15 protein-coding genes are annotated in these 18,546 nt (G+C 60.7%); 7 read left to right on the top strand and 8 right to left on the bottom strand.

All coding sequences use genetic code 11. From position 1 onward, the window contains the following. Positions 1-41: 41 nt before the first annotated feature. Entirely contained in the window at positions 42-893 is an 852-nt protein-coding gene (locus ABLN94_RS09850) for a 2-keto-4-pentenoate hydratase (RefSeq protein WP_352991962.1), read from the top strand. Here ABLN94_RS09850 and ABLN94_RS09845 read toward each other — a convergent pair whose 3' ends face one another. From ABLN94_RS09845 to ABLN94_RS09830, 4 genes are read right to left on the bottom strand one after another with little or no spacing between them, the layout of a single operon-like run. Beyond that, the gene (locus ABLN94_RS09845) at positions 894-2,936 is read right to left on the bottom strand and encodes a hypothetical protein (RefSeq protein ID WP_352991961.1); all 2,043 of its coding nucleotides are present in this window, start codon (positions 2,934-2,936) and stop codon (positions 894-896) included. Continuing rightward, positions 2,933-5,695 (bottom strand): DUF4159 domain-containing protein, encoded by a 2,763-nt coding sequence (locus ABLN94_RS09840; RefSeq protein WP_352991960.1) that lies wholly within the window; start codon positions 5,693-5,695, stop codon positions 2,933-2,935. The genes ABLN94_RS09845 and ABLN94_RS09840 overlap by 4 nt, the downstream gene beginning before the upstream one ends. After that, entirely contained in the window at positions 5,692-6,567 is an 876-nt protein-coding gene (locus ABLN94_RS09835) for a DUF58 domain-containing protein (protein ID WP_352991958.1), read from the bottom strand. Before ABLN94_RS09835 ends, ABLN94_RS09840 begins: the two co-directional genes overlap by 4 nt. Beyond that, positions 6,564-7,571 (bottom strand): AAA family ATPase, encoded by a 1,008-nt coding sequence (locus ABLN94_RS09830; protein ID WP_352991956.1) that lies wholly within the window; start codon positions 7,569-7,571, stop codon positions 6,564-6,566. The genes ABLN94_RS09835 and ABLN94_RS09830 overlap by 4 nt, the downstream gene beginning before the upstream one ends. 64 nt (positions 7,572-7,635) lie before the next feature. On the opposite strand from ABLN94_RS09830, the gene ABLN94_RS09825 reads away from it, so the two are divergent. Then, positions 7,636-8,214, top strand: coding sequence for a DUF1285 domain-containing protein (locus ABLN94_RS09825; RefSeq protein WP_352991954.1), 579 nt, complete (start codon positions 7,636-7,638; stop codon positions 8,212-8,214). Here ABLN94_RS09825 and ABLN94_RS09820 read toward each other — a convergent pair. Continuing rightward, positions 8,211-9,149 carry a DMT family transporter gene (locus ABLN94_RS09820; RefSeq protein WP_352991952.1) on the bottom strand — a complete coding sequence of 313 codons (939 nt, stop codon included), beginning with the start codon at positions 9,147-9,149 and terminating at the stop codon, positions 8,211-8,213. The two genes, ABLN94_RS09825 and ABLN94_RS09820, sit on opposite strands and share 4 nt — an antisense overlap. Positions 9,150-9,332: 183 nt before the next feature. Between ABLN94_RS09820 and ABLN94_RS09815 the strand changes: the two genes are divergently transcribed. Next, positions 9,333-10,088: a hydroxypyruvate isomerase family protein gene (locus ABLN94_RS09815; RefSeq protein ID WP_352991950.1), complete on the top strand. Its 756-nt coding sequence runs from the start codon at positions 9,333-9,335 to the stop codon at positions 10,086-10,088. 62 nt (positions 10,089-10,150) lie between these two features. Then, complete coding sequence (locus ABLN94_RS09810) at positions 10,151-10,381, top strand: DUF2798 domain-containing protein (protein ID WP_352991949.1); 231 nt, start codon at positions 10,151-10,153, stop codon at positions 10,379-10,381. Positions 10,382-10,434: 53 nt separating this feature from the next. Here ABLN94_RS09810 and polA read toward each other — a convergent pair whose 3' ends face one another. Beyond that, positions 10,435-13,239, bottom strand: coding sequence for a DNA polymerase I (polA, locus tag ABLN94_RS09805; RefSeq protein WP_352991947.1), 2,805 nt, complete (start codon positions 13,237-13,239; stop codon positions 10,435-10,437). Positions 13,240-13,266: 27 nt separating this feature from the next. Here polA and ABLN94_RS09800 point away from each other — a divergent pair, with 27 nt between their 5' ends. Beyond that, a complete protein-coding gene (locus ABLN94_RS09800; protein WP_352991945.1) occupies positions 13,267-13,758 on the top strand; it encodes a hypothetical protein in 492 nt (163 codons plus the stop codon). Positions 13,759-13,765: 7 nt separating this feature from the next. On the opposite strand, the gene ABLN94_RS09795 is transcribed toward ABLN94_RS09800, so the two are convergent. Continuing rightward, on the bottom strand, positions 13,766-13,942 hold the full coding sequence (locus tag ABLN94_RS09795) for a zinc-finger domain-containing protein (protein WP_352991943.1): 177 nt from the start codon (positions 13,940-13,942) through the stop codon (positions 13,766-13,768). Positions 13,943-14,029: 87 nt separating this feature from the next. On the opposite strand from ABLN94_RS09795, the gene ABLN94_RS09790 reads away from it, so the two are divergent. Then, positions 14,030-15,022, top strand: a complete 993-nt coding sequence (locus tag ABLN94_RS09790) for an ABC transporter ATP-binding protein (RefSeq protein WP_352992171.1) — start codon at positions 14,030-14,032, stop codon at positions 15,020-15,022. On the opposite strand, the gene ABLN94_RS09785 is transcribed toward ABLN94_RS09790, so the two are convergent. Next, positions 15,019-15,483 carry a DUF1203 domain-containing protein gene (locus tag ABLN94_RS09785; RefSeq protein WP_170488157.1) on the bottom strand — a complete coding sequence of 155 codons (465 nt, stop codon included), beginning with the start codon at positions 15,481-15,483 and terminating at the stop codon, positions 15,019-15,021. The genes ABLN94_RS09790 and ABLN94_RS09785 overlap by 4 nt on opposite strands. A gap of 109 nt (positions 15,484-15,592) precedes the next feature. On the opposite strand from ABLN94_RS09785, the gene ABLN94_RS09780 reads away from it, so the two are divergent. Further along, complete coding sequence (locus tag ABLN94_RS09780; RefSeq protein WP_352991941.1) at positions 15,593-18,511, top strand: error-prone DNA polymerase; 2,919 nt, start codon at positions 15,593-15,595, stop codon at positions 18,509-18,511. Positions 18,512-18,546: the final 35 nt, after the last annotated feature.

The following is an 18,546-nucleotide window of genomic DNA, read 5'->3' as shown; positions in this document are numbered from 1 at the left end:
CGCACGGCCCGTGTCAGAGTTTTGAAAACCGGAGGTCTGCCATGCGACTAATTCACTCGCACTTAGCACTTTTCTGCCTAGCAAGTTTCGCTTCGTCGGTAGCGGCCGAGTGCGCCACGGATGCGCAGGTGGATCAATACGTGCTGGATTACCTGAGCAATACCCCCACACCCGCTTTGTCTACGGGCGGCAGCATGGAAGACGCACTCTGCACGCAAGCCAAAATAGTCTCAGCGCTAGAACCTCACTTGGGCCCGGTAATCGGCTACAAGGCGGGCCTGACCAGCGCCCCCGCACAGGAGCGGTTCGGTGCATCCGAACCAGTCCAGGGTGTTCTTTTCCGAGATATGATGTTGGAAGACGGGGCGGCGGTTCCCTCCGCATGGGGCGCCCGTCCGGTCTTTGAGGCGGATCTGGTGCTTGTTGTTGGGGACGCAGGGATCAATCAGGCAACTACACCTTCAGAGATCATCGCGAATATAGCGGCCGTCCGCCCCTTTATCGAACTGCCCGACCTGACATTGACCGAAGGTGAACCGATCACGCCGGTGACACTGACTGCCATCGGGGTCGCGCCGAAACTGGGAGTGTTAGGCTCTGAAATTCCTGTCACAGACACGGAGGCGATAACGAAGGCACTTGCGGAAATGACCATCACGCTTCGCGCTGCAGATGGTGAGGTTCTGGCGCAGGCACCGGGCGTGGCGGTTCTGGGGCATCCGGCCAACGCTGCCCTGTGGTTGATGTCGAAAGGGATCGAGTTTCAGCCCGGAGACCTGATTTCGGTCGGGTCTTTCGGTCCGCTCGTACCGCCCGCAAAGGGCAAGGGCGGCGCCTCCGTCACCTATGATGGTTTGCCCGGTGATCCGACGGTCAGCGTTGTGTTCGAATAGTCAGCGTCGCCCTTCGCGCAGCCACCCGCCCAGTAGGAAGCCACCTGCAAGCACCAGTACCAGCCAGGGCGGGAGCAAACCGGCCTGCGTGACATCGCGCGTCTCATAGGCTTCACGTGGGGTCAGGCCGATCCAGCCACGCCCGGCAGCCGGGCGCCCGGCGCGGACATTGCGGATCGAGGGCAGCCCTTCTTCCAGCCGGACCGCGCCGCCGCGCAATTGGGCCAATACCGGGTCCAACACCTCAGAGGTGGCGATGGTGCGCTCAAATTCCTTCGGCGCGGCGGGGCCGAGGCCGATCACGGCCATCTGATCCCCTTCCTGCAGGCGATAGAGGCCGATCTCAGGCCCATAATACAGCGCCTCGAACCGGCCCGGGGACACCTCGTCCAGCGTGATCTCAAGCGTTTCCCCGTCGGGACGGGTGACAGTCACCGGCCCGACCTCATCCTCTAGTGTCTGACGGATGATACGCATGATCTGGCCGTTGGCCTCGGCCCACAGGGCCTCTTCTTCCAACTCCGGCTCTTTCATCATCCAATGGGCCAGACGGCGCAGTAGTTCCAGCTGCGGCCCGCCGCCTTCGAACCCACGGCTCCAAAGCCAGGCGTGGTCTGAGGCCAGCAGAGCTACACGCCCTTCGCCGACACGGTCCAGCACCAGCAACGGACGTTCATCGACGCCGGTCATCAACAACTCACCCGTGCGATGATTGACGTCAATCTGGCGCAGCCACGCGCCCCAATCCTCAGAGTCGCCCAAATTCGTCGTGACCGGATGCCGGTGGCCCAGATCGGTGACCATGGGTACGAAGCGCTCCTCGATCACACGGGCTGTGGGTTGTGCGGGCAAAATCGGCGCTAGCGGAGACCGGAAGATACTGTCGGCACTGGCAAAATCCGGCCCCGCGGCAATCAGAACCGCGCCACCGTCGTTGATATAGTTGGTGACGTTGTCCAGATATATCGCGGGCAGGATGCCGCGGCGTTTGTAGCGATCAAAGATGATCAGGTCGAAATCGTTGATCTTCTCCAAAAACAGCTCGCGCGTGGGGAAAGCGATCAACGAGAGTTCGTCAACCGGCACACCGTCCTGCTTCTCGGGCGGACGCAGGATGGTGAAATGCACCAGATCGACCGAGCTGTCGGATTTCAGCAGGTTGCGCCATGTACGCCCGCCCGGGTGAGGCTCGCCCGAAACCAGCAGAACCCGCAGCCGGTCGCGCACGCCGTTCATCTGGATCAACGCCGTGTTGTTGCGGTCGGTCAACTCGCCCTCAGCCTGGGGCACGGTGAACTGGATGACATTACGCCCGCCATGCGGCAGCGTGATGGGCAATTCGACGTCGACGCCGATGGGAATGCTGAACTGCTCGGGCTCGGCCCCGTCCACGGAAATCTCAAGCGGCGCGCTCGCAGCGCCAACGGGCGCGGCTCCGCTATCCTCGACACGCAGGGTCAAAGTGACCGGTTCGCCAATAATGGCAAAGGCCGGAGCATTGCGAACAATTAAGCGGCGGTCCCAGTCGCTTTCGCGCCCGGTTTGCAGCAGGTGCATCGGCGCGGGCAAGTCGGGGGCTTGGTCGACGTCGTGCACGATGCCGTCCGACACTACCAGAATCCCGGCGATCCGCGCGCGAGGTTCTTCGGCCAGCGCAGCGTTCAGGGCCGCCATGACCTGCGTGCCTTCGTCGCCATCGCCGTCACCCACCTTGATCCGACGCAGCTCGGTATTGTCACGAGATTCAATCTCGGCAGCCAGTTCCTCGGCCGCCTGAGCCGTCTGATCAGCACGGTCCGAGAGGGTCTGACTAGCGCTTTCATCCTCGATCATCAGTACGATATCGGTCAGCGGCGCGCGGTCTTCGACCTGATAGACCGGGCCCGCAAGCGCCGCGATCACCACCAAGGCTGCCAACCCCCGCAAAGCCCAGCCGGACAGGCCGCGCCACAGGGCTAGAATGACCCCGGCAACCGCTATCGAAGCTACGATTGCCAGAACGGGCCACGGGATCAGCGGATCAAAGATGACGGTTCCAGTCATTGTCCCAACCTGTCCAATAGCGCAGGCACATGCACCTGATCCGATTTGTAATTCCCGGTCAGCACATGCATCACCAGATTGACGCCAAAGCGATTGGCCAGCTCGCGCTGACGTTCGCCGGCATAGCCGCGCCCGACCGGCAATAACGCCTGCCCATTGCGATCCACTGCCCAAGCCGAAGCCCAGTCATTGCCGCCGATCACCACCGGGGTCACGTTGTCATTGAGGTTGCGGAATGGCATGCCTTCGATCTGTTCCGCATCCAGCGGCGCTGCCTCAACCCAGACTTCAGTGCCTGCGTAACGACCCGGGAAATCCTGCAACAGGTAAAAGGCGCGGGTCAGCACGTGATCGCGGGGTACAGGCTCTAACGCTGGGATGTTCAGCGGTGCGGCCAGCTGTTGCAGCTTGCGGCCATTGGGGCTGGACGCCCCGAACCGCGCCACATCCGCGTCGCGTGTGTCGAACAGGATCATACCACCCGAGCGTAGATAGGTGTTCAGCTTTGCATAAGCTTCGATAGAGGGCTGCGGCTGGTCCGGCGTGATCGGCCAATAAAGCAAGGGAAAGAAGGCCAGCTCATCGCGTTCCAAATCCACGCCGATGGGTTCAGCGGGTTCGACCGAAGTACGATAGAACAGTACCTGCGCCAGCCCGCGCATCCCTGCGCGAGCCACATCATCGACCTGCGCATTTCCGGTCAATACATGGGCCAGCACCAGTTCCTTGGTCGCGTTCAGTGCAAAATCAGTTTCTTCGGGCGTCTGCGCCTGCGCTTCTGGCACCAGCATTACCGTGCCCAGCGCAACAGCGGCCGCTTTAGCCAGCCCAAGCCGTCCTGAAAGGGCCAGCGAAGCGATCACGTCAATCGTCAGAAGCAGCAGCGCAAGGCTGAGCAAGATGCCTCCAATGGGTGTCTCATTGCTGACTTCCTGCCCTTTGATCGGAACGTCCGAAGGCCAGACTACTGGGTTCAGCACCATCTCATTTGAAAGAACGTTCAGCGCCAGTTTCTGTTTGCCACTTTCATAAAGCCCAGGTTGCAATTCAGGACCAATCGTACCGGACACCAGTTCAACCCCATCCACACCAGCCAGATTGCCCGCATCAGACAAGGTACCAAACCCGTCCATGACCTGGATCGGCTCCCACGTGGTCCCCTGCAACTGCGCGTCCTCACGGGATTTCGCGGCGGAAGCCACGGCCAGACGGTCCAGCATCTCAACAAACAAACCCGAGAGCGGCAGGCTGGACCACTCCGCATCCGCCGTCACGTGGAACAGTACCACCTGCCCCAGTCCCAGCGTTTTGCGCGTGACCAACGGCGTGCCATCCGACAGCGATGCAATCACTCGATCCGCCAGATTAGGGTCTGGTTGCGCCATGACCTGTGTGGTTACTGTGACATCTCCAGGCACCCGCAATCCGTAGAACGGTGAGTTTTCGGGGAAGGGGGCCAGCCCCTTGGCCTCACCCCAGCTCATCGCGCCGCCAACCGAGCGGCCACCGCTGCGCAGGCGTACCGGCAGCAGAGTATCCTCGGCATCGCGACCCAGATCGCTGGCGGCCATGCGCGGGCCTGCAAAGCGCAATAGCAACCCGCCCTGTTCAACCCATTCGATCAGAGCAGCCTGTTCGCCCTCGGACAGTTTCGCCACGTCGGCCAGAACGATCACGTCGGGGTTCGCGGGCAGTACTTCCAACAGTCCACCTTCAACAAAATCCGCCGTTGGGCTCAGAACCTGGGTCAGGTAGTGCAGTGGCGAGAGCAACTCCAGCCCTTCGCGGTTTAGCGTTCCGGCGATCAGAGCGACCTCCCGGCGGCGCAGGCTGTCATCGGTCAGCGTCACTGCACCAGCCGAGCGTTCTCCTTGAATTTCAAACCGGGTGATGCGGGCGCGCAGCTCGGAGGGGAGCGCAAGATCCACTTGAGCCTGTGTTTCTCCACTTGGGAATTCCATCTCGGCCGATTGCAGAACCCGCATCGCACCGGCAGGATCGCGACCCTGTGCCAGCAAGGTCAGGCTCTCAGCCGGACCCGGCTCAGCCCGCTGAGCGGTCAGTTGGATGACACCGTCCTGATAAGCGGCGGGCAGAATCGCAACCACCGGCGCTGCGGACTGATATACAATCACCGCGCCCCGCGCCTGAAGCTCTGACAGAACCCTGTCCTGCCCCTCATAGGCTAAACGGTCACTGAACCAATGCGTGTCAAAGCCTCCGTCCAATTGATTCAAAGCGGCCAGCGACTGTTCGATTTGTGTTTCTGTTGGCTGCCACGGTGTCGGCGTCAGGCCCGGCAAACGCCCGCGCCACGCCTCAGCCGCCTGAAACACCGGTGTCTCGGGTGCGGTCAGGCTTAGGATTGCCACGGTGCGCCCTGCCCGACCGGCCTCGGTCAGTTGCACGTCGATCTGATCCAGCGTCGAAGACCACCGTGTCGCCCCGGCCCAACTGGCATCCAACACCAGCAACAACGGCCCCGTTCCGGTTTCGTCCCGAGAGGGGTTCAGGACCGGACCGGCCAGCCCTATGATGATCGCCGCCGCTGCCAGCATGCGCAGCAACAAGAGCCACCACGGGGTACGGTCCGAGACGCTTTCGTCATCTTTCAGCCCCAGCAGCAGTGTCACCGCCGGGAACAGCCTGCGGATCGGCGCGGGTGGCACCGCGCGCAGGATCAACCACAGGATCGGAAGGGTCAGTAACCCCAGCAGCACCCATGGGGCGGTAAAGCCGATGCCCGCCAGAACCGTCATCGCGTGCCCCCGTCCAACGCTCGATAGAGCCACAATAGAGCCGCTTGTGCACTGTCACCTGTATGGTGCAAGCCCAACTGCCAGCCGGTCGCACGACACAACTGCGTCAGCGCGTCCTTGCGTTTGGCGAGGCGTTCAAGATACCGGTCACGCAGATCTCCGGCCTTTAGGGTCTCGTGACGGGTCGTGCCGCCGACGCTCTCGAAGATGGTGCGACCCCGATACGGGAAGGTTTCCTCGCTCGGATCGAGAACCTGCAACAGAACACCCCGTACACCGCGATCGGCGGCTTTGGTCAGGGCCAACTCGACTTCGTCCATCGCGCCGAGGAAATCGGAAACGAAGACAGCGCGGGCATGAGGGATCATTGCGCGGTGTTCAGGCGGAGAATAATCCGTCTCAACATCCTCGGACCACGCTTCTGCCAACCGAATGATTTGCGCGTTTCCGCGCCGAGGCGGCAGGGTCGTACCGGTCAGACCCACACGCTCGCCTCCGCGCACCAAAAGGATGGCTGTGGCCAGCCCCAGCAAACGCGCACGATCCGCCTTGGTGGGATGGTTCTTGTCCGAGGCAAACCGCATAGACGCGCCCTGATCCACCCAGAGCATCACCGATTGCGCGATCTGCCATTCCCGCTCGCGCACGAATTGCTGATCTCCGCGCGCCGATCGCCGGTGGTCGATCATTCGGCGGCTGTCACCGATCTGCGCCGGACGGTATTGCCAGAAATCGTCCCCGAGACCCGAACGCCTGCGCCCGTGGTCCCCCAGAAGAACGGTTCCGGCCAGGTGTTCGGCGCGCGCCAGCAAGGGCGGTAGCCGGGACGCCTCGGCCTCGGATCTTTCGCGAAGGGTCAGCGCGGCATTCACGCCGCTGCCTCAGCACGGATCAGACCGGTGGCTGTCGTTTCGATCAGGTCAGCCAGACTATCGCCGCGTGCCCGCGCCGCGAAGTTCAGCGCCATCCGATGGCTGAGAACCGGCCGGGCCATATCCAGCACATCCTCGGCATTTGGAGCCAGACGCCCTTGCAACATTGCCCGCGCCCGCACTGTCATCATCAAAGCCTGCGCCGCACGGGGTCCGGGGCCCCAGGCGACGGTCTCGGCTACGCGATCAGATACGCCCGCCTCTTCGGGCCGAAAGGCGCGGACCAGATCAAGGATCAGCTCAACAACCGAGTCGCCCACCGGCATCCGCCGCAACAGGACCTGCGCGGCCAGCAATTCCTCTTTGGTGAAAATCTGATGCGCATCATCTTCTTCAACACCCGTGGTCGAAATCAGGATCTCGCGCTCTGTCTGACGGTCCGGGTATTCCACATCAATCTGCACTAGAAACCTGTCCAACTGCGCCTCGGGCAGCGGATAGGTACCTTCCTGTTCAATCGGGTTTTGCGTGGCAAGCACGTGGAAGGGCTCCCCCAAAGAGCGGTCCTCCCCGGCCACGGTCACAGTGCGTTCCTGCATCGCCTGCAGCAGCGCCGACTGCGTCCGGGGACTGGCGCGGTTGATTTCATCCGCCATCAACAGCTGGCAAAAGATGGGGCCAGAGATAAAGCGGAAATGACGCGAGCCGTCATCGGCAGTATCCAGAACTTCGGACCCGAGGATATCGGCAGGCATCAGATCTGGCGTGAACTGGATTCGGTTGCCGTGCAGGCCCATCACGGTCGACAAAGTCTCGACCAACCGCGTCTTGCCCAGACCCGGCAGACCGATCAGCAGGGCGTGCCCACCGCACAGCAGGGCGGTCAGGGTCAGATCCACGACCCTTTCCTGTCCGATAAAGCGACGGGTGATCGAGGACTTGGCCTCTTGCAGCTTGTTTTCCAGCGCTTCGATCTCGAACACGAGGTCGGCAGGTTCGGTCATGACTTTCCCTTCCGTGGACTATTATGATTGAAGTGTATCGCGCGAATATGAAATGGCAAAAGCAATGAGCGGACAAAAACCTGTGACACCCTCTCCTGATGGCCTGGCTGCATCAGTCAAAGCGTCAAAAACCAAGGGTTTACCGCCCGTTCACCTGTGGAATCCTCCGTTTTGCGGCGATCTGGACATCCGGATCGCAAAAGATGGGTCATGGAGTTACTTAGGGTCACCCATCAACCGGTTCGAGCTTGTGAAGCTATTTTCCTCAATTCTTAAGAAAGAAGGCGGGAAATACTATCTGGTGACCCCGGTCGAAAAGGTGGGAATCACTGTTGAAGACGCGCCCTTTGTTGCCGTCGATTTCGACACCGAAGGCGCAGGCGACACGCAAAACCTGACTTTTACCACTCAGGTCGGAGATACCGCAGTTACCGGGCCGGACCATCCGATCCGAATTGTCATAAACCCGGAAACAGAAGAGCCGTCACCTTACGTATTGGTTCGCGCAAACCTTGAGGCGCGCATCGACCGCAAGACATTCTACCGCCTTGTGGATATCGCCGAACATCAGGACAACTGGTTCGGCGTCTGGTCTGGCGGGCAGTTCTTTCCGCTGATCCGCTCGGAAGATTTGCCGGATTAAGCCGTACGTTGCGCCTTGCGATCCTGCGCCAGCACTACGGCCAGCGCGACGATCCCTGCACCCAGCGCGCGGGTGCTGTTCCACTCCTCGCCTAACATCATCATGATCATCATCACGTAAAACGGCGCAATGTTGATGTGGAATGAGGACAGGGCAACGCCCAGCTTGCCGATGGAGGCAACAAACAAAACCTGGCTCAGTCCCATCGCAATCAGCGCAAATATGGCCAGCATCCCGGCCTGTTGAATGTCAAAGGCGGTCGTAGGCATGACATCCATTCCCAATAGCGCAGCCCCTGAAAGCAGCACCGAAGCCATGACCAAACCTCCCGTAAAGGTGATTGTGGCGCGGCCAGTCTGGCTGAGTTCGGGGAAATCTCTTGCGGTAGCCATGCTGGCCCAGCAAAACAGGCCAGTCGATGCAATGGCAAGGGCAGCCCCCAGCCCCAACTGTCCCGGGGCCATCGCGCTGGTCGCTATCAACCCACCTACAATCGACACCAGCACGCCCAGTGCGAAATTCCAGCGTATCCGTCGGGTACCAGCAGCAAGCTCCAACAGAGTCGCCACCAAAGGCGCGCACGAGGCAATGATCGCCACCGTCACCGGATCGGTCAGTTTTTGCGCCACGATTAGAAGGAACATGCCCAACCCAATGCCGCAGCCACCGACCACCATCGCGCGCATCCAGCGAGCGTTCACCACACGCCGAGGTCCGTCGATCAACAGCCAGATCGGAAACATGACCGCCACGGCCAACGCCAGCCGTGCCGCAAATAGCGCTACGGGTGGCCAAGTTTGCAACAACACCTCAGCCGCCGGAAATCCGGCCGCCCATGTCAGCATTGAGGCCACCGCCAAGCCGTTGCCAGACAAGGCGGAATTGCGACCTGCAGACATCGACAAAGAGGTCCCGCGCACGGGGTCAGGGCTCATCGCCATGGGTTTCAGACCTTCTGTTGGCTTGGCGCTTTAAAAATGATTCGCCGCAATGGGTTTAAGGGTCTCTGATTCACCGTGCGCGATCTGGTCGATTTTCGACAATCTGTCGTTTTTGATCCTCTTCCCCAAAAAATGCCGCGCAGGTAAGGTTCGTCCAATAACTGCCCGAGATTCCTCATGCCTAAATTCGCCGCCAATATCTCTCTGCTCTTTGCCGAGCTTCCCTATCTGGAGCGTTTCCAGGCCGCGGCCGAAGCCGGATTCAAAGCGGTCGAAATCCTGTTCCCCTATGAGCTTGCTGCCAAGGAAACCCGCCGCGCCCTGCTGGCCAACGGGCTGGAACTGGTGCTGATCAATGCGCCTCCGCCGAATTACACCGGCGGCGAACCCGGCTATGCTGCGGTTCCGGGTGGCGAGGCCCGGTTCCAATCAGATATCCGCCGCGTCATGCGCTATGCCGAAGTCCTAAAGCCGGGACTGATCCACATCATGTCAGGTTATGCCTCGGGGCCGGATGCGCAGGAGTGTTTCGTGCGCAACCTGCAATGGGCCGCCGACTATTCGCCCCAGCAGCAGTTCACAATCGAACCGCTCAATCCTGTTTCGCAGCCCGGTTACTTCCTCAATGACTATGATCTGGCGGTACAGGTGCTGGACCGCGTGAGCCGCCCCAATGTGGGCCTGCAATATGACAGTTTCCATGCCCACATGATCCATGGCGACGCGCAAACGATCTGGGATCGTTTCCACTCGCGAATTGTCCACGCCCAGATAGGTGCCGCCCCTGACCGGTCCGAACCGGGGCGCGGGCAGACCGATTTCGCAGGCTTGTTCTCTGCCATCGACGCCGCAGGTTATTCCGGCTGGGTCAGCGCCGAATATACGCCTTCGACACCGCGTACCCCCGACAGCCTTGGCTGGATGGCGGTCTAGCACTGGCATTTTGGCGAGAAATACAGCACATCTCAGGCATTGCGACCGATAGGATGCCTGACATGATCCCTGCCCGTTACGCCCGCGCCCTATTTAGCCTGATCATGTCTGGCCTGATGTCCTGCGTCGTGACCGGCATCGCAACGGTGAAGGCCATCGGGTTCGGTACAAGCACCGCAGGCGACTGGATGGCCTCGTGGGCCTTTTCCTGGCCCATCGCCTTCACCGTCATCTTGTTGTTTGGCCCTTCCGTGCAACGATTTGTGAACCGTCTGGTCAGGCCACAGGACTGACCCGCTGCGAAGAGGGCCCGCCGGGCCTGATGAGCAGCGCGCCAACGTAACCCTTAGTGCGCCTCGGCCCAGTTGGCGCCCTGCCCGGCATCCACGCTCAGCTTTACATCCAGCTTCACCGCCGGGTCCGAAGCACCCTCCATCACGTCGCGCGCGACATCAATCACCTGATCCACCGCATTCTCGGCCACTTCGAACAGCAATTCATCGTGCACCTGCAACAGCATCTTGGCGGGCAGACCGTTGATTGCATCCGGCATCCGCACCATCGCGCGCCGGATCACATCGGCCGCCGTGCCCTGAATTGGCGCGTTTATCGCCGCGCGGCGTGAGAAGCCCGCATGCGGCCCTTTGGCGTTGATTTCGGGTGTGTGAATTTTGCGCCCGAACAGGGTCTGCACATAGCCGTGCTCTTTGGCGAAGGCGACGGTGTCATCCATATAGCGCCGGATACCCGGGAAACGCTCAAAATAGCGGTCGATGAAGCCCTGCGCCTCGGCCCGCGGAATGCGCAGATTCCGCGCCAGACCAAAGCCCGAAATGCCATAGATCACACCGAAGTTGATCGCCTTGGCCTGACGGCGGATATCCGGTGTCATCTCGTCCAGCGGAACATCGAACATCTCGGACGCGGTCATGGCGTGAATGTCCAACCCATCGGCAAACGCCTGTTTCAAGGCGGGGATATCGGCGATATGCGCCAGAATCCGCAGTTCGATCTGGCTGTAGTCGAGGCTGACCAGCACATTGCCCGGTTCGGCAATGAAGGCCTCACGAATGCGCCGCCCTTCCTCAGTCCGCACCGGAATGTTCTGCAGGTTCGGATCGGTCGAGGCCAGACGTCCCGTGTTCGCCCCGGTGATTGAGTAAGACGTATGCACCCGGCCCGTGTCGGGGTTGATATGGGTCTGCAGCGCGTCGGTGTAGGTGGATTTTAGCTTGGAAAGCTGCCGCCAATCCAAAACCCTGCGCGGCAGTTCATGCTCGGTGGCGAGGTCTTCCAGAATATCGGCCCCGGTCGAATATTTCCCGGTCTTGCCCTTCTTGCCGCCTTCCAGCCCCATCTTGTCGAACAGAATCTCACCCAACTGAGCAGGGGAACCCACATTAAAATTCTCTCCGGCCAGTTCGTGGATTTCAGCCTCTAACCCGGCCATTTTCTGGGCAAAGGCGTTCGACATGCGGCTTAGGACATCGCGGTCGACCTTGATGCCGTGCATCTCCATCTCGGCCAGAACCGGCACCAAAGGCCGTTCCAGCGTCTCATACACCGTCGTCACCTGCACCTGATGCAGTTGCGGTTTGAACAGCTTCCATAGGCGCAGGGTGATATCCGCATCCTCGGCGGCATAGGCGGTGGCCTCATCAATCGGCACCTTATCGAAGGTGATCGCCGACTTGCCCGAGCCCAGCAGCGGTTTGATCGGAATCGGCGTGTGGCTCAGGTAGCGTTCGGAGAGCGTATCCATGCCATGCCCATGTTCGCCTCCATGCATGGCGTAGGACATCAGCATCGTGTCGTCGATCGGGGCGACATCGATGCCGTAGCGCTTAAATATCTTGGCATCGTATTTCATATTCTGCCCGATCTTGAGGATCGATGGGTCCTCGAGCATCGGTTTTAACAGGGTTAGAGCCTCATCCAGCGGCATCTGCCCCTCGGCCAGCGCGTCCGATCCGAAAAGGTCATCCGCCGCGCCATCGCGGTGAGTCAGCGGGATATAGCAGGCCTCGCCCGCCTCGATACACAGAGAAATCCCGACCAGATCAGCAATCATTTCGTTCAGTCCGGTGGTTTCGGTATCGACCGCCACCCACCCGCGCTCATAGGCCTGGTCAATCCATTTCTGCAGCGCGCCCGCTTCGCGCACACATTCGTATTTCGAGGCATCAAACGGTAGTGCTTCAGCCTCTTCCACTTCGGCAACAGGCGCGGGCGCATCTGCGATCACCGGAGTTTCCGCCCCCAGCTTGTCGGCAATGCGCTTGGTGAGGGTGCGAAACTCCATCTCAGCCAGAAAACCCAGCAAGGTCTCGGCATCGGGGTCTTTGACCTCCAGATCGTCCAGCGTGAAGTCCAGCGGCGTATTTTCGTCCAGCTGCACCAACTTCTTCGACAGCTCGATCTGATCACGCTTTTCGATCAGGGTCTGGCGGCGTTTGGGCTGTTTTATCTCTTCCGCACGGTCCAGCAGGGTTTCCAGATCGCCATATTCATTGATGAGCAGAGCTGCGGTCTTCACACCAATACCCGGCGCCCCCGGCACGTTATCGACCGAATCCCCGGCCAAGGCTTGAACATCAACCACACGGTCAGGACCCACGCCGAATTTCTCAAACACACCATCGGTGTCGATGCGCTTGTTCTTCATCGCGTCCAGCATTTCCACGCCGCCGCCGACCAGCTGCATCAGATCCTTATCCGAACTGACGATGGTCACACGCCCGCCCGCGTCCCGGGCCTGAACGGCCAAAGTGGCAATAATGTCGTCGGCCTCGTATCCTTCAAGTTCTTTGCAGGCGATGTTGAACGCCTTGGTTGCCTCGCGGGTCAAAGGCATCTGCGGGCGCAGGTCCTCGGGCATCGCTTCGCGGTTGGCTTTGTAAAGGTCATAGAGATCGTTACGGAACGTGTGCGACCCCTTGTCGAAGATCACCGCCACGTGGGTCGGCGCATCCGGCCCGGCATTTCCTTCGACATATTTCTGCAGCATGTTGCAAAAGCCCGAAACCGCGCCAATCGGCAGCCCGTCAGACTTGCGCGTTAGCGGGGGTAATGCGTGATAGGCCCTGAAAATAAAGGCCGATCCATCGATCAGATGCAGGTGACAGCCTTTTCCGAAATTGCTCTTGCTCATGGTGGCGTGCCTCATAAGATCGTGGTCATGTTAAGTCTGCACGTTTTATCGGCCATCGCGCCAGCAACCGCAATCGCTCTTGTCGTGACGGTGGCCCAAGCGGGCCCAAAACTGCCTGCGGATTGTCTTGAAAACCGTGGGAGTTCGTCCAATTGCGCTCCTATTCTGGCTTGTTTGGGCAGCAGTGGCGTTTACTTCACCGGCCGCGCTGTTGGATGGGGGCAGGGCACCCATGCTGGCCGAACAAGTGCCGATTTCAGTTGCCACGGCGAGTGGCGCGCGCAAGGTAGCTTGGGCTTCGGAGAAGCCACTCTGGAATGTGATAACGGACTCACGGGAAACGCATTTTTCACCTATCAGCATGCAGAAACAGGTACCGCCAGCGGAATTGGCCTGCTTAGCAATGGTGAGGCATTTCAAGTTTGGTCTGGCGCCAATGTGGATCAGTTCCTGATCAACAGATACGGCGATGTGGACGCGGGCGCGCTCTGTCAGAGTTTTGCCAAACCCGGCACCTGACAGTCAGTCAGCTCTGTTCTGTGCCCTTCAGAACATATTTGCAGTCGCAATAGGGGCATTCGACCCACCCGATATCTTCAGGGATCTGCAACCAGACGCGCGGATGGCCCAGCGCCCCTTCGCCGCCGTCACAGGCGACGCGGGCGGTTTCGACGATCTTGGTTTCCGGCGCTTCGATGTTCACGGCTGGCGATCCTTCTGCGGTTGTCGGCCTCGCGGGCATGTATTAGGTGCGTTTATGAGCGATGAGCAAACCGGGGGCAAGAGCCACATGACCGATGCGGCAATCAGGATCGACGGGCTGCGCAAGACCTATCGGGGCGGCAAGGGCCAGCCCGAGAAACACGCGCTGAAAGGCATTGATCTGACCGTCCCGCGTGGCTCGGTTTTTGGCCTGCTGGGGCCGAACGGGGCTGGGAAATCGACTCTGATCAACATTCTGGCCGGGCTCGTCGTGAAATCAGCGGGCAATGTTTCGATCTGGGGATTCGACCAGGACCAGAACCCGCGCCAGTCCCGTGCGGCCATCGGCGTGATGCCGCAGGAGCTGAATCTCGATCCGTTTTTCACTCCACGCGGCGCGTTGGAAGTTCAGGCTGGGTTGTACGGCGTGCCCAAGGCGCAGCGCCGCAGCGATGAGATACTCGAACTGGTCGGCCTCAGCGACAAGGCCGAAGCCTATGCCCGTACCTTGTCGGGCGGGATGCGGCGGCGGTTGCTGCTGGCCAAGGCATTGGTCCATCACCCCAAAGTGTTGGTGCTGGACGAACCCACGGCGGGTGTGGATATCGAGCTGCGCCAGATGCTCTGGACCAATGTGCGCAAACTGAACGAGCAGGGAATGACCATTATCCTAACCACGCACTATCTAGAAGAAGCGCAGGAGATGTGTGACGAGATCGCCATAATCAACCACGGCGAAAAGATCGCTCAGGACAGCACGGCGAACCTGCTGGGCCGCATGGACAGCCGGACGATGGTCATCTCGCCCGACAGCCCGGTTGTTGATCTGCCCGCAGCGCAAGGCGTCGAAGCCACGCTGCGCGAAGACGGCAACCTCGTTCTGCAATACCGCAGCACTCAGACCAGCGCCGAGCAGGTGCTGGAATCCGTACGCGCCGCTGGTATCCGCATCCGCGACGTTCGAACCGAAGAAGCAGACCTTGAGGATGTCTTCCTCGCACTGACGTCCAGTCGCGCGGATGACCTTCCAACTGAGGATGAGGATCAACCCCGCCGGGGGATGCATCGGGTCAAGCTTTAAGCCCGGTCGATCCGCGCCTGATAGCAGTTGTTCCGGGCAGAACGGACATGGATATAAGCTACGTCTGGTCGTGCAAATATCTCTGTTATCGCCGCACTCATCCGATCCATAGGTGTGACGACCCCCGTTCCATAAACAATGCGGTCATCCAGCCCGTAGCCCTTGATCAGATAGTCCGGTGATGTGGTCAGAATCTCCGGCATCCCTGCACCCTCGTGCCGTTCGCAGGACGCGGCACATAGGAAGATCGGACCGGTCTCAGCGTAAGGTTGTGTCTCTAAAAAAGGCCGATGCGCCAAAATCAGCATCTCTTTGCCTTCTGGGATATTCTGCAGGCAGTGACGGCAGGGATTGCCTGCCCCCGTCGAAACGGTGCGCTCTGGGGTGGCGCCATAGGCATCCGGCCCTCCGGCCTGAAGGGCACGCACATCGTCGGTCGGCAATGCGGTAATCTTGAACATATCGGGTCTCCTTTTTCCCAACCATGCCTAGCTGAGTAAATCCAATCGACCCGGTTCCTGCGCAAAGGACTCGAAAAAGAACAAAACGTGAATATAATATGGAATCGCCATGTATGCCGAGCTGTCGATCACGTCGAATTTCACCTTCCTCACCGGGGCCTCGCACCCCGAGGAGTACATGGAGCGTGCCGTCACCCTCGGTTTGCCTGCCATCGCAATTGCCGATGACAATTCGGTCGCCGGGATCGTCCGCGCCCACACCCAAGGGCGCGAAATCGCCCGCAAGGTGCGCGAACGGCTGACGTGGGAAACACAGAACACCGCAATCGGCCCGCCCTGCCCCGATCACATCCCGAAACCGCCGTCATACCCGGTCCACGCGGTCCCCCGTCTGATCCCAGCGGCGCGCCTGACCTTCACCGACGCGCCCACCGTCACCGCCCTGCCCTTGAACCGGCAGGGCTGGGCCAACCTGTGTCGCATCCTCTCCAAAGGTCGCCTGCGCGCCGAAAAAGGCGATTGCATCCTGCACCTGTCCGACCTGCTGGAGTTCTCCGACGACCTCCACCTGCTGCTCTGGCCACAAGCGACACTGTCTCCGGGCGGCGCGGACGCCTGGCGGACACAGGCGCAACAGCTGACGCGCCGCTTTACCGGGCGGATGCATCTGTTGATGCACCCCCGGTATGATGGCGCAGATAGCACACATTTCTCTGCATTAGAGGCTGAATCAATACAGCTCGGCATCCCCACCCTCGCCAGCGCAACACCGATTATGCATCACGGTACCCGCCGCAAGCTGGCCGATGTGGTGACCGCCATCCGCCTGCGCCGTAAGGTCGACGATCTTGGCCGCGAGGCGCTGGCCAATGGTGAACAGCGCCTACGGTCCGAATCCGAGATGCTGCGCATTTTCAAAGGCCATGAGGGCGCCGTCGCCCGCGCCCATGCACTCAGCGAACAGCTCAAATTCTCGCTCGACGAATTGCGTTATGAATATCCCAGCGAGGGCAGCGAGCAGGAAACCCCGACCGAACGCCTGCACCGTCTGGCACATGAGGGGCTGAAATGGCGCTATCCGGCGGGCGCGTCAGAGAAGGCAAAAAAGATGCTCGCCCATGAGCTCACCCTGATCGGCAAGCTTAAATACGAACCCTATTTCCTCACCGTCCGCGACATCGTCAAATTCGCCCGGTCCCGCGATATCCTATGCCAGGGGCGGGGCTCAGCGGCCAATTCGGTGGTCTGCTTCTGTCTCGGCATTACCGAGGTCAGCCCCGAACTGGGCACCATGGTCTTCGAACGCTTCGTCTCCGAGGCGCGGGACGAGCCGCCAGATATCGACGTGGATTTCGAACATGAACGCCGCGAAGAGATAATCCAGCACATCTATGACCGCTATGGCCGCCACCGCGCGGGGCTGTGTGCCACTGTCATCCACTATCGCGGCAAACGCGCCATTCGCGAGGTTGGCCGCGCCATGGGGCTGACCGAAGACACCATCTCGGCGCTTTCCTCGCAGCTCTGGGGCTTCTTTTCCGCCTCTGGCCTTGAAGCCCAGCGCATGCGTGAAATCGGCCTCGACCCCGAGGATCGGCGCCTGAAGCAGACTCTAATGTTAGTGTATGAGATCGACGGCTTCCCCCGGCACCTGTCTCAGCACGTGGGCGGATTCATCATCACCGAGGGGCGGCTGGACGAACTTGTCCCCATCGAAAACGCTACGATGGAGGACCGCACGGTCATCTGCTGGGACAAGGACGACATCGACAGCCTTGGGATTCTCAAGGTCGATGTCCTCAGCCTCGGGATGCTGACCTGTATCCGCAAGGCGTTCGACCTGATCGGACAGCACCACCAGACCAGCTATACGCTGGCCACCCTCCCGCCTGAGGACCCAGCGATCTATGACATGCTGTGCAAGGCGGACAGTATCGGCGTGTTTCAGGTGGAATCACGCGCGCAGATGAACTTCCTGCCCCGGATGCGGCCGCGCAATTTCTATGATCTAGTGATCGAGGTCGCCATCATCCGCCCCGGCCCCATTCAGGGCGACATGGTCCACCCCTATATCCGCCGCCGGAACGGAGAGGAGGAGGTCAGCTTCCCTTCGGACGAATTGGGCGAGGTTCTGGGCAAAACGCTGGGCGTACCGCTGTTTCAGGAACAGGCGATGCAGATCGCCATTGTCGGCGCAGGCTTCACCCCGGAACAGGCCGACCGGCTGCGCCGGTCTCTGGCGACGTTCAAGAAGCACGGCAATGTCAGCGAGTTCCGCGCCCTGTTCCTGCGCGGTATGAAGCGCAACGGATATGAGGATGACTTTGCCGAGCGCTGTTTCTCGCAGATCGAAGGCTTCGGCTCTTACGGTTTCCCCGAAAGCCACGCAGCCAGCTTTGCGCTGCTGGTCTATGCCTCGGCCTGGATCAAATGCCACCACCCGGGGATTTTTGCCTGCGCGCTGCTGAACTCGCAGCCGATGGGGTTCTATGCACCCGCCCAGATCGTGCGGGATGCGCGCGAACACGGGGTTCAGGTGCGCCCGGTCTGCATCAATGCCAGCTTCTGGGACAATGTGATGGAGCCTGACGGCCATGGCGGGCTGGCCCTGCGGCTGGGCTTCCGTCAGATCAAAGGGCTGAGCGAAGAAGACGCCAGTTGGCTGACCGCCGCGCGCGGCAACGGTTACCATCAGGTCGACGATGTCTGGCGCAGGGCCGGGCTGGGGCCGTCGGTGATCGAACGACTGACCGAGGCCGACGCCTTTGCCGCCTGCGACCTGACCCGGCGCGAGGCGTTGTGGCAGGCCAAGGCGATTGCGACCGCCAAGCCCCTACCGCTGTTCTCGCAGGATCTGGAGGGTGAGGCACTGGACGAGCCCGAAACCTACCTTCCGCAGATGACACTGGGCGAGCAGGTGGTCGAAGATTACGTCGCCACCCGCCTCAGCCTGCGCGCGCATCCGGTCGCCCTGCTGCGGCATCTGCTGACGCCAGAGGCACGCGACAAAACCACGCCTGTTGCATGACGGCTGAACGGGGTATTGGCCCGAAACAGAGTCGA

Source organism: Ruegeria sp. SCP11, from assembly GCF_040329455.1.
Taxonomy (GTDB): domain Bacteria; phylum Pseudomonadota; class Alphaproteobacteria; order Rhodobacterales; family Rhodobacteraceae; genus Ruegeria; species Ruegeria atlantica_E.
Note: the sequence above shows the minus strand (reverse complement) of the source record. Positions and strands in the feature narration are given on the sequence as shown.